This is a genomic window from Catenovulum maritimum, assembly GCF_001050375.1.
In the GTDB taxonomy this organism is placed as follows: Bacteria; Pseudomonadota; Gammaproteobacteria; order Enterobacterales; family Alteromonadaceae; genus Catenovulum; species Catenovulum maritimum.
Genome location: NZ_KQ130482.1, coordinates 434,120 through 446,806, shown reverse-complemented (window position 1 = coordinate 446,806; position 12,687 = coordinate 434,120). Strand labels below are relative to the sequence as shown.

Here is a 12,687-nt window from a genome sequence, read left to right as displayed (position 1 = left end):
TCCTATTCTTTGCTTCATTTTGAACCAAAGATCACAGCTGAGCTAAATATAGGCAGTGATCTAACGCCAAAGTAATTTACAAACCCAGTCCTTAGTATTTAGTTACGTTGAGCACCAGCCAAATTACTTTAAATGACCATATTTATTTGAGTATAAATCACGTGTAATTTTTTTAGTTGCTTCAACCATTTCCTTATAAGGCGTGTCTGTCACGCTGACATAGCCAACATTATAATTTTCACCATCATAGGCACGTCCGGTTAAAGGGGAATCTGTATATTGGAACCAATGTGCTCCGACAAAATAGTTATTTTTAAGTACTGATTGCATATATTCTGTGTACATATCAGCTCTATCTTGCTGAGATTGTGCATGAACTAGCCCAGGGTTTAATAGCCCAGTATCAGTTGCGCCCATGTGAAACTCACCAATAATGCTAGGTTTATCAATTTGTTCCAGAAAAGCCCAGTGCTTGTCTTGCAAACCTTCTTTATAAAAATTGTAACTCACGACGTCTGCATATTTAGCCGCGGCTTCAACAACTTCCGCCGTCATGCCCCAATCTGCGAAACGGGCACCCATATACATATGGTTTGGCAGTTGTTGTTTCAGGGCCTTATTCACCACGTCAAAATAAGCTTGAGCATAATGACTCAACATAGCTGAGTAATCCGCTATCATGTTGGCTGAAGATTCTAAATCTTGTGTTTTAAAACCAGTGGCAAAACTATTCCAGCTGCTAATTTTCGTGTTCCAACTCTGGTTGAGCTGTTCAATGGTTTGATATTTAGTTTGCATCAACTTTACAAATTCAGCTTTTGTTGGGCTTTCCGTTGCTGTGCGATTAAGGGTATGGATAACAATGCCGTATTGAGCTTGTAAACTTGATGTGCTACCCCAACTTTTCTCGTTATCAATAAAAATACCGACACACCAAGGGTTTTGTTGTACTTCTTTCGCAATCACATCAACAGTCGCTTTTGCACGCTTACTAAATTCAGGATCGAAAGGATCGGGTAAAGGTGACCAGTAATCAGCGCCACTACTCACCTTTTTAAAATCACCAATTATCCAACCATTTGCGAAGTAAGGGAAACGATCTAACTGATAAAACATAGGGTCTATCCAGTTACCAAATGAGGTAAAACCCCAGTTAATCATCCTATCAACTGTGACATCTCGCCATTTAGGAATAAAATCGTCACCATATTTTCGTTCTAGATTAGCTTGATAAAAGCTAAAGGTTTCACCTTTTTCAAGTGCCCCCGTATGCACGCTTCGTCGATAGCCGAAGTGCTTAGCTAAGCTATCATCATATTCAGGCAACCACTGAAACATTTTGTGTCGTAATTCAGAGGCAACATATACGGTTTTCAAAACATCATCACTGGCACGAATAACCCCTTTCGAATCTTCCGGAGTAACGTCGCTTGCCGCCGTTTGAGGAATTGGCTTTTTATAATCTCGTCCTGTTATCGTCGTAGTATTTGCCATTCTGACATTAGCAATACCGTGCGAATAAAATAAGTAACCTTCTGGATCAACCATAGTCCAAGTGTTGCCTAGTTTTTCCGCTCTAAAATAGCCTGTTGCCTCTAATTTAGGACCAAACTTCCACCCGCCAAATTTAGATCTGTCTGGCATTAATTTACCGTCGAGCTGTTCAAGTTCAGCTTGACTCACCTTTTGTAAAACATCATCAGTCTCTACCTTTTGTGGATAATCAACTCTGGTGCTTTGGCCGTATTTATCTACTAGGTCTGCCAGGTAATTCGGGTCCATCTCGGGGCTGTCGACTAACCGAATATTATCTAGGATTATAGTTTTATCTTTTAATAAGCTTGTTACGCTAAATTTGACTTTGACGATCTGGGTTAAATCTAAGTTTTTAACTCCCCAGCGCCAAATGAAAGGTTTGTCTTTAGACTGCCACGAAGCTGGGTTTGACCGAATACCTGTCTCTTGATTCAGATCTTCACCTTTCAATTCAATATAAAAGGTGTGCTTACTTTGTTTTGGGATCACAACGCTTCGAGTATGCGTTTGTTTCTTGTTATCAATAACTTGACCGAATATATGAGTAGAGTCTTGCGTTGGGTTTTCAATATCAAGCGCAAGATAAAATGCCTTATCTTGCTGCCAATTCCATGGCTTTTTAGGCTGAATAGTTAAAGACGATTTATAATTCTCTTTGGCTAAAAAAGTCACACTTAATCTTTTACTAGTCGCATTTTCTATCGCTGCAGTCTCAGGAATTAAGCTAAGCTGAGTATTTTCTTCAAGAAAATCATTTAGCTCTGTCGCCAAATCAAATTGATACAAATAAGTTTGATTGAGCTGACTTTGACTCGACTCAGTTTTTTGTTGCGAGTTTTCCGAACATCCCAAAGCCATATAACTTGAAGCTAGGATAATCAGAGATTTTCTCAGTTTATTTTTTATCATTCTATTCACCAATTAACGTTTTTCGCCTAAACTTTGTCAACAATTAACATTTAATCAATATTTTAACAAGGCCTAAAACATAAATACACAAAATAAAATAAATTATGTGCAATTTTTATATTTTTGAGTGTAATATAAAATTAGTGATGAATAAATAGGCATTAGAATGAAAATAACAAACATTAAAGCATACGGATTTTGGGCAGGCTTTCGCAATGTTTGCTTAGTAAAAGTTGAAACAGACAAGGGTGTATACGGCTGGGGTGAATCAGGCTTATCAGGCAGAGAACAAGCTGTCATTGGAGCAATAGAGCATTTTAAGCAATTCTTAATTGGCCAAGATCCTTCTAACATTGGAGCAATATGGCAAGAAATGTATCGGAGCCAATATTTTGAAGGCGGCCGTGTGCTAGCAGCCGCTATTTCAGCCATCGATATTGCACTGCATGATTTAGTCGCTAAAAGCTTAAAAATTCCAGTCTATAAACTGCTTGGTGGTAAACAGCGCCAAACCATTCCATTGTTTTCAACCAGTGTTGTACCGCTCGGGCCAGAACTAGTCGAAGATGTTGTTAAGCTAAAGCAACAAGGCTGGCGAGTTATCAGAGCTACAACCGGACAACACGGTAACCCTAACCATTCTGAGCTCTTCGATTGTAGAAAATCAATTGCACAAGCCGCCAAATGGCTGACCGAAGCCAGAGCTGCGCTAGGCCCAGAAGTCACTTTAGGGATTGATTATCACCATAGGTTAACCATTCCAGAAACCATTTCATTCATCCAGCGCATGCCAGTTGGCACCATAGATTTTCTAGAAGAACCGATTCGAGCAGAGTCCCCAGAAGCCTATCAGTCTTTAAAACAAAGATGTCCAGTGCCTTTAGCCATAGGTGAAGAATTTACCAGTAAATGGGACTTTGCGCCTTTTGTTGAAACAGGTATCACAGATTACGGTCGTATCGATATTTGTAATGCTGGCGGTTTCACAGAAGCAATGAAAATAGCCGCCATGTGTGAATTACATTACATAGATATGATGCCGCATAACCCACTCAGTCCAATATGTGCAGCTGCGTCAATTCACTTTTGCGCTGCTATTAGTAATTTAGCTTGGCTAGAACTACCGCCATATGACGGTGATATGTCTGACTATGACAAATTTTTTATAAACCGCCCAGAAGTTAAAAATAATGCGTTTGAAGTATCAGAAACCATAGGTTTGGGGATTGATGTTAACGAATCACTCATTGAGAACTTGGAATTTAAGTTTTGGGAGCCCCCAAGATTGCACAAAGTAGATGGTTCTTATAACAACTGGTAATCGATTTAAGCACAAATTAATTATAGAAAAAATAAGGCTCAGTCATGTTACAACAAACAACAAAGATTGGTGATAAGCCAACCAAAAAGCGGTTTCAAATACTCACGCTCATTTTTATCAGTGTCGTGATTAATTATATGGACAGAACAAATATATCAGTCGCAGCTTCTGCACTCACGGAAGAGCTGTCTTTAAGCTCAGTCCAAATGGGATTGATATTTTCAGCTTTTGGCTGGACTTACTCACTATTGCAAATTCCAGGCGGTTTAACCGTGGATTTAGTTAAAATTAGAATTTTATATCCTTTCATTTTGACTGCTTGGTCAATTGCCACTTTAGTCCAAGGTTTAGTTAGCTCTTTTGCCGCTTTAATTGGCTGCCGTATGATAATAGGCGTATTTGAAGCGCCCTCTTACCCTTGTAACAATAAAATAGTGACAACTTGGTTTCCGGAAAACGAGCGAGCTTCGGCCATTGCCGTCTATACTTCAGGGCAATTCATTGGCTTGGCATTTTTAATGCCTGTACTGGCACTAATTCAAAGTCAATTTGGTTGGCGTGGGCTATTTATAATTTCGGGAATTATCGGTATTGTTTGGGCAGTCGTTTGGTATATTTTTTACCGAGATCCTAAAGATCATCCCAGTATAAACCAGTCAGAATTGAAACTCATCGAAGCTGATGAAGTCAAAACAACTTCAACTAACAGCAAAGAACCAAAGAAAGAGACTAAGATCAGCAAACAAGACTTTATTGCGGTCTTCTCTAACAAAAAATTATGGGGAATATACATAGGGCAATATTGTTTAGGCGGTACTTTAATGTTCTTTTTAACTTGGTTCCCAACCTATTTAGTTGAGTACCGTGGACTAGATTTTATTCAATCCGGATTTCTCGCTTCTGTGCCATTTTTAGCGGCCTTTTGTGGTGTTTTAGTCTCGGGTTTTAGCTCTGATTTTTTAGTTAAAAAAGGCGTTTCAAAAGAAGTCGCGCGCAAAGCCCCTATCATTGTAGGCATGCTGCTAACTATCTTTATTCTTGGCGCAAATTACACTGACGATACCTTTTGGGTGATTACCTTTTTATCGATCGCATTTTTTGGCAACGGCTTATCATCAATTGCATGGGTATTTGTCTCATTACTGGCACCTAAACATCTAGTTGGTCTGGTTGGCGGTTGCTTTAACTCAATTGGTGGCTTATCCGCGGTAACAGTCCCCATCATTATTGGTTTTTTAGTACAGGGAGGTGATTTTAAGCCAGCCCTCATTTTTATTGCCTCGCTAGCTGCAATTGGATCATGCGCTTATTTATTCTTAGTTGGAAAAATTGAACGAATTTCAACAGAATCACCATCAGTAGAAGCAAAGGCAATATAAATGAATATATCTATCTTAGAAAAACGCTTAGCCGTTTCTGAAAAAATTAAAGCAAGCAAGCTAGTCGCCATTATTCGGCTAAAAAACGAATATCAAGTGGCTAAGGTTGTTGAGTGTTTAGTTACGGCAGGGGTATCTACACTAGAAGTCACAGCCAATACCCCCGGATACTGTCAAGCTATCCGTGAAGCAAGAGCCACTTATCCAAATGCATTAGTTGGTGCAGGGACAATCACTAATATACAAAGAGCAGAAAGTGCAATTGAAGCTGGTGCTCAATTTATTGTTACACCCAATACCAACAAAGATGTTGTTGAGCTAGCTCACGCCCATGGTTTACCTGTGCTAATGGGCGCGTTAACCCCAACAGAAGTTGCAGAAGCCATAGAGTTTAAGGCAGATTTTATCAAGATTTTTCCTGCTGGCTCACTAGGTGTGAAGTATTTTAAAGATTTACAAGGTCCTTTTTCAGGCGTGCCATTTATGCCTGTAGGTGGCGTAAATTTAGACAATATCACAGATTGGTTCAATGCTGGAGCCGTCGGTGTTGGCGTCGGCAATGATCTGACCCGAGCAGTTACAACAGAAAACGAAAAATTAGAATTAATCAAGCATATCAAATCATATCTATCTAAATTACCAATGGAATAATAAAGATGAAAAAAATAAAAATATTAACCCTATTGTCGAGCAGCTTATTGCTAGCTTCCTGCGCATCAGTTAAAGATGAATCTCATCAAATAAGCACCGCACAAGAAGCGTTTAAACCCTCAGTGACAATTTTTGAAGCAGAGGCCGAAAAATACCTTAGTCCAAATGCAAAAATTGAAACTCTAGCTTCAGGCCATATTTGGACTGAAGGGCCTGTTTGGGTACCAGACGCTGGCTATCTATTATATTCAGACATTCCGAATAATAAAATTATGAAGTTTCAGCCAGGAAAAGGCGCAGAGCTTTATTTAAATAAATCCGGGGCAACTGGATTATTTGAAGGAGACCATGACCAAGGCTCAAACGCCCTATTGATAAACTCTAAAGGTCAACTTGTATTATTGCAGCAAGGGGACAGACGTGTTGCCATTATGGACTCAGATTTAGACAAGCCTAAATCTAAATTTATCACTTTAGCTGGCAACTTAAACGGCAAGCGTTTAAACAGTCCAAACGACGCAGTCTATCATTCTGACGGCAGCTTATACTTCACAGATCCAGCTTACGGTTTAAAAGAAAGGTTAAATGATCCACGTAAAGAATTGGCATTTCAGGGGCTTTTTCGTATTAACCCAGCAGGTAAACTAGAACTACTCGATGATAGTATCAATTTTCCAAATGGTATCGCCTTATCAAAAGATGAAAAAACCTTATATGTTGCTGTGTCTGATGAAGAATTTCCTCGTTGGTTAGCTTATCAAGTTGAATCTGATGGCAGCATCAGCAACAAGCGATTATTAATCGACGCCACTGACGATGTTAAGGTAAAAGGCGAAATAGGTATGCCGGACGGAATGGCTTTGCATTCAAGCGGTAATTTATTTGCAACTGGGCCAGGCGGTGTTTGGCTTATCACGCCAGAAGGAAAAGTATTAGCGAAAATCTACACAGGTAAATTAACTGCAAACTGCACCTTATCAGCAGATGAAAAAACTTTATATTTAACAGCTCACGATACGTTAATGAGTGTCGCGCTAAAATAAAACTCGAAATAGGCTAGAAGCGGTTAGCTTCTAGCCTAGCGAACTCATTCTCATGACCCCTAAAAGACGTAACCTCTGAACATATTATCGATTAAATTACCGTGATAATTTTACTATTGAGGTATATCTGAACTTTACTTTTGTTGGTTCAATATATCTATCCATAACGATTTATCATGTATTGGTGTCTTCTCTGGCAATTGTTGGTTACCAACCTCTAGTATTAATCTTTTATGTAACTGCGCTCTTTTAATTAAATCGCCATAAAAATCGTCAAAAATTTGATTTAACCTACCAGTGACGACCATTTTGTTAAGTCCATATTCAAGTCGCTTGGCAATTCTGGGATGTGCAGGCGACACAAACATATAAATTGGTGCGGGTATATGAAGGGCTAAATTAGGCTCTATCATCAAGTCAGTTAATTCTTTACGCGCCTCTAATTCATCATAAATTTCGTAGATTCCGCGCGGGATATAATCAAACCTTTGTTTTTGTAACATAGAAAAAATAGCATCGTAGGCAAATGCATCAACAATACTAAAACCTAAATCAGACATTACCCCATGTGTCACCCAAGTTTTTCGAAGGCCAACAGAGAGTTTTTTTAGGTCTTCGACCGTTTTAATATTTTTAAATTTGTCTGAATTTTTTCTATTTATCAATAGGAGTCGATAATTTAGTAGGCCTTTGCGAATAGGAATACGTATAGTAATTAAATCCCGCTCCCATTCTTTGTTAGTCAGTGCGATTGCTACGTTTAATAAATGGTCATCCGCAAGAAACTGGCTAATTCTGGGGGTAGGTATAACTTCTTTAACGTAATTTAAGACATAAGGACCATACTTATCTGTGCTTTGCTCTAGAGTCGATCTAAGTACTGCATCTGTATATTTATTACGAGTGTCAAATGCAGATTGACCTTTGACAATATTAACGATATCTGCAGCACCGGCTGAAAAAGCACCAAGCCAAAAACAGGTCAAATATAAAAATTTTATAAACAACTGATATGGGAGCATTAAGATACGAAAAGCCGTGTACGTCTAAACATTCTATTATTCTAGCCTATCTTTCATAATTGATTAGTTTTATAGACTCTCTTAGCTAAAATGCAGTATCAATATTTGCAGCTAAAGATTAATAACAAAAAATAAAAATGAATTTTAGTTACGTTTTTTCAGCTACTTATACCTAGTGCCTGAAAATACACTCAATTATAAAAACACAAATGAATTACTTGATGATTAAGTTAATTTTTCAACGCGCTGCGTCCCTTGCCTCTCCAATATCATTATTTAAATTAACTACCACCTCTCCACATTTTTTTGTTAACACTGTCTAATTTTTCATAATCGCTAGAATAAAACTGAAATATTTGTCTTATATTCAAGTTCTATCTTTGAAAGGAAATATTTATTTAGCGGTCTAATGCAAGAGGCAATATGAAATTAGTAAATGAATTAACGAAAAGTGGACTTAGTGTGATGACAATTTTATTACTAAGCGGCTGTAACGCTTCAATTTCAATTGAAGATGAAACGGATAACCCAGAACCTCCCATTATTTCTCCCCCTACGCCAGAACCTGTGGTTGTTAATTACAATCCAAAGCCACCCGCTAAATCTTTGAACACAACTGATTTAGCAAGTTTAACCATTACAAACTTGCAATTGCAGGACGACAGCTCAGGGAATTTATTGTTAAGCTGGGATGAAAGTAATGCCCACAGTTATCGAATTTTATTTACCGCAAATACAGGTGAATTCAACACACTTGTTACCAGTAATAATCAGGCGAGTTTAACAGCTGCATCTAGGTTAAGTGGTGGTCAATTATTCATTGAGTCTTTTGATGAGTTTGGCAACAGTGTTTTTAGCGCTCCAATTCAAGTAGGAGCGATACAATGAAATTATTCAATTATTTAGTCCATGCTTGCGCCGCCGTTGGCATTGTTACAAGCTTTCAAACTCTAGCCGTCGAATATCCTAGCAACCAAGATTACGGTACAAAAGGTGAATTTTTAGCAAAACGCGGAACTGAATACGGCAGAACGGCTATCTTAATGCCGGTAGGTCCTATATTAATTAACCTACCTGAAGCACCAGGAACCACTTCAACAACTTTTATCGATCCCATTACGGGAGAGCCATTAGATGGTATTACCTTAAATAACCGCACCCGAGATTCTGCTTGGGATTTATCGGATTTAACCAATCCCAGCTTATATCGACAATTAACTTGTGATACTGATGATTGCCATCCGGGTATGCCAATTGCTGCTCATGCGACGGTAGTCAGATTTGATCCGAATAAAGGCCCACTTTTATACGGTAGAAACTCAGGTGATTTGAGCCATCACCCTGAACTAGCAGGCACAGATGGTGAACTTAACACCAATGAAAATTACTGGGATTGGGGATATGACCCAATTGCATATGTCCATATGACAGCGCCCTATTATATTCGTAGTTATTGGAATTATGGCTTTGACAATCAAGGTCAATATATCATCCGAGATAGCTCAAAACATATAGAAGGTGGCCCAATTAATCCTTGGTCTGTTGAAGGAAATCCAGAATTAGAAGCCCTTTTTGGCCCAACTAACCTAGGGGTTTGGTTAGGTGAGCCTATCGTTCATTGGGATCATTTAGCCGCGACAGGTGTAACAGGATTTCCAACATGGTTAGGGAATTTATTGGTTGTAGCATCCGATCAACAATCAACAGGCTTAGCTGTTTATGATGTATCTGGTTTTAAACAAGGTAGGTTACCGCGTTTACTGAGTGTCTATAACGAGCAAAGAACCGAACCTAGTGGCAATACAGTCGGCGTCGGCGGTTATTGGGTAGAGGCATATGGTGCAAGTAAAATGGTTTACTCTGCTAGGGCTTTAGATGGCATAGATGTACCGAAACGAGACTACCCTAGCTTATTCATTGTCGACTTTTTAGATCCAGAAAACCCTAAAGTAACCTGCGAAATATTTTTTGATCAAGATGAAAATAATGATTCAGATGGAGACGGCTCTAGTGATCCTATGTATGTTAATTTTCAAGATGAATATGCCTATGTCGACCACTTCCAAGTAAATATGGCGCTTTGCGAAACCTTATTTGAAGATGGTCAAATAGATGCACAAGAGTTTGACCAAATCGTGTATAAATTTGACGATATTGCAAACCAGTGTGACGGCAGCCAGTATTTCAGGCCAATTGGTCAAGTTGGTATCTTTGGTGGCTACGACTGGTGGGTGACTGATGATGTAAATGAACAAGGCATGTGCTTTTTTGTAACAAGTGATGAGCCTGATACTCGTGCTCCATATGTAGCAGGGCATAGACCACTAGCAGAACAAGTTGGTGTGCCGATTGACACTTTTATTCATGTCCATATACCTGAGACGCTTAGAACAGAAACAGTTGAAAATGCAGTCTCAGTGACAAATCTAACAACAAACGAAAGTATAGATTTTCGTTATCAGCTTGCACATACTGGGATGATATCGATTTGGCCTAATGAAAATTTGGCAGCAAACACCCAATATCAAGTTAGTGTTTCTGGTATTCAAGATTTCATGGGTAATACGATGCAAGATTACCAATTTAGTTTCACCACTAATGATGGCGATTTACTGAATGGTGCAACACCTGGAATACCAGTAACCCCACCAGAACCAGACGCTGAACCCAGTTATAGTGGAGTAAGTTATTTTCCGACAAAGTCGTCTCAAATATCTTGCGCACAAACAGAGCAAAACCAAGATGTTTGGGTTGTTAACCCAGACAACGATACTATCGCGATCATCACATCATCTTTTCATTCGGATACTTTAGAAAAGACACATAGCTATAAAATGGAAATTAACCTAGGTTACGAAACACCTACTTCAATCACACAAACAGGTGAGCTGAAAGCAGTAACTTATCAAAATGACGATAAAGTGGTGTTTTTTAATACCGATGGACAGCCTCAATTCTCAATTGATACTGGTCATGGTACTCAACCAATTAATCTTGTTTCGCAAGATGGTTTCGTTTATGTCGCTTTGTATGCCAGTGGCGAAGTTATTAAAATTAACGTATCCACAAAACAAATTGTCCAACGTTTATATTTAGGCTCTACCCCAAAAGCAATGGCTTTAAATGGTGATAGGCTGCTAGTAACTCGATTCATCTCAGCGTTAGACCATGGCAGTGTCTACGATGTCGATATCAGCCAAAATATGAGCTTAACTCGAACCATAACAGTGAATAAAATTTTAGTGCCAGATGACATAGATCATGGCTCTGGGGTACCTAATTATTTGCGCAGTATCGTGATTGATTCGGCCGGCGAATTTGCCTATATCACAGCCAATAAAGCGAATACCGACCGTGGTTCACGTGCAGGGAGTACAAACTCAGAAGCGCTAGACGATGATAATACCGTCAGGTCCATCATAGTTACCCTAGATTTAACCAATAATATCGATTCAAATATCGACGCGACCAGCCGTGATAACGCGATAGATTTAGATAACGTTTCAGATCCAGCGGGCATAACTTATCTAGTCAATGAACAAATCAACGCGATATCGCTTCAAGGTAACAATGTGGTTTTAGTAACAAATGCTGAAAACAACACTACAGCAAGATTTAGAGTCGGTGGAGCACCTCAAGAAATGTGCAGTAATTTGCGTACTCTATATGTTAAAAACTTCACTGATCGTAGTATTTCTGCAATTGATATTTCGTCTTATTTAAATCAGGGCGATATCAACCCTAACGTTGAAACTATTTCGACAGTTGCCACAGAAACACTTTCTGCTGAAGAACTTAAGGGTTTGCAAGTTTTCTATCACTCTTCAATTCCGCAAATGGGCAACGAAGGATACATGAGTTGTGCGAGCTGCCATGATGGTGCTGGTCACGATGGGAGAACTTGGGATATCACTTCACTCGGTGAAGGGCTTCGCAATACTATTTCGCTAAATGGCTCAAATGGCACACGTTTTGGCAACTTACACTGGTCTGGTAATTTTGATGAAGTACAAGATTTTGAATTACAAATTGAAAGACTGAATGGAGGGGACGGATTAGTTCAAGGACAAACTTTTGGCGCTAACGACGATCCTATCAGCCACGTCAGCGCTAATCTATCGAATGATCTAGATGCATTAGCCGCTTATATAAATGGACTTGGCAAGCAAAGAGTCAAACATTCACCATATCGAACATACAATGGCGATTTAACAGACTCGGCTAGTCGTGGGCAACAAGTTTTTACTGATAAAAATTGTAATAGCTGCCACCAATCAGATGCTTTTAGAGATGGCAATATGCACGACGTTGGAACAATAACTGCCGCTTCTGGTAATAGACTCGGGGCAGCATTGACGGCCATACGAACCCCGACATTAATCGAGTTATGGGACAGCGCCCCCTATTTCCATAACGGTCAGGCAAATTCTATCGATCAAGTATTAAATACCGCTGATCATAAAGTTGAACTTACAGAGCAGGAGAAAGCTGACTTGATTCAATATCTACTTTCAATTGACAGAAAGCTATATGTTGATGATATAGAATTATAAAAATAAGCTGTAAATAACCTTAACTCGGGACTAGAGGTGAGTTAACCAATCCAATCATTGATATTATTGGTTTTTATTTCTCGAGATGTGCTTTTTCTTTGCATAAGGACAATTTGCGTACGTCATAGCTGGCTATTATGTACGCAAATTCAACGCACCTAATACCTTATTAGCAAGGAAAAATAGCCCAAAATATCTGTGAGCTATAACTAAATCTTGCCTCAGAGCATAGAATCAAAAGTGATAATATTTCACATGCATTAGCTGTATTTG

The 12,687-nt window shown here is 39.0% G+C and carries 8 protein-coding genes; 6 read left to right on the top strand and 2 right to left on the bottom strand.

The window, feature by feature from the left end:
• Positions 1–123: 123 nt before the first annotated feature.
• A complete protein-coding gene (locus XM47_RS01560; RefSeq protein WP_053084491.1) occupies positions 124–2,445 on the bottom strand; it encodes a beta-galactosidase in 2,322 nt (773 codons plus the stop codon).
• A 166-nt stretch (positions 2,446–2,611) separates the two neighbouring features.
• Here XM47_RS01560 and XM47_RS01555 point away from each other — a divergent pair, with 166 nt between their 5' ends.
• Genes XM47_RS01555 through XM47_RS01540 form a run of 4 tightly spaced genes read left to right on the top strand, consistent with a single transcriptional unit; the run spans position 2,612 to position 6,839 of the window.
• Positions 2,612–3,766: a mandelate racemase/muconate lactonizing enzyme family protein gene (locus XM47_RS01555; RefSeq protein WP_048688604.1), complete on the top strand. Its 1,155-nt coding sequence runs from the start codon at positions 2,612–2,614 to the stop codon at positions 3,764–3,766.
• 44 nt (positions 3,767–3,810) lie between these two features.
• A complete protein-coding gene (locus XM47_RS01550) occupies positions 3,811–5,145 on the top strand; it encodes an MFS transporter (RefSeq protein WP_048688601.1) in 1,335 nt (444 codons plus the stop codon).
• The gene (locus XM47_RS01545) at positions 5,146–5,796 is read left to right on the top strand and encodes a bifunctional 4-hydroxy-2-oxoglutarate aldolase/2-dehydro-3-deoxy-phosphogluconate aldolase (protein WP_048688595.1); all 651 of its coding nucleotides are present in this window, start codon (positions 5,146–5,148) and stop codon (positions 5,794–5,796) included.
• Between the two features lie 5 nt (positions 5,797–5,801).
• Complete coding sequence (locus XM47_RS01540) at positions 5,802–6,839, top strand: SMP-30/gluconolactonase/LRE family protein (RefSeq protein ID WP_077066429.1); 1,038 nt, start codon at positions 5,802–5,804, stop codon at positions 6,837–6,839.
• Positions 6,840–6,973: 134 nt separating this feature from the next.
• Here XM47_RS01540 and XM47_RS01535 read toward each other — a convergent pair whose 3' ends face one another.
• Positions 6,974–7,825 carry a type 2 periplasmic-binding domain-containing protein gene (locus tag XM47_RS01535; RefSeq protein ID WP_172656489.1) on the bottom strand — a complete coding sequence of 284 codons (852 nt, stop codon included), beginning with the start codon at positions 7,823–7,825 and terminating at the stop codon, positions 6,974–6,976.
• A gap of 459 nt (positions 7,826–8,284) precedes the next feature.
• Here XM47_RS01535 and XM47_RS01530 point away from each other — a divergent pair, with 459 nt between their 5' ends.
• The gene (locus XM47_RS01530) at positions 8,285–8,749 is read left to right on the top strand and encodes a hypothetical protein (protein WP_048688592.1); all 465 of its coding nucleotides are present in this window, start codon (positions 8,285–8,287) and stop codon (positions 8,747–8,749) included.
• Positions 8,746–12,414: an Ig-like domain-containing protein gene (locus XM47_RS01525; protein ID WP_048688590.1), complete on the top strand. Its 3,669-nt coding sequence runs from the start codon at positions 8,746–8,748 to the stop codon at positions 12,412–12,414. Before XM47_RS01530 ends, XM47_RS01525 begins: the two co-directional genes overlap by 4 nt.
• The last annotated feature ends 273 nt before the right edge of the window (positions 12,415–12,687 follow it).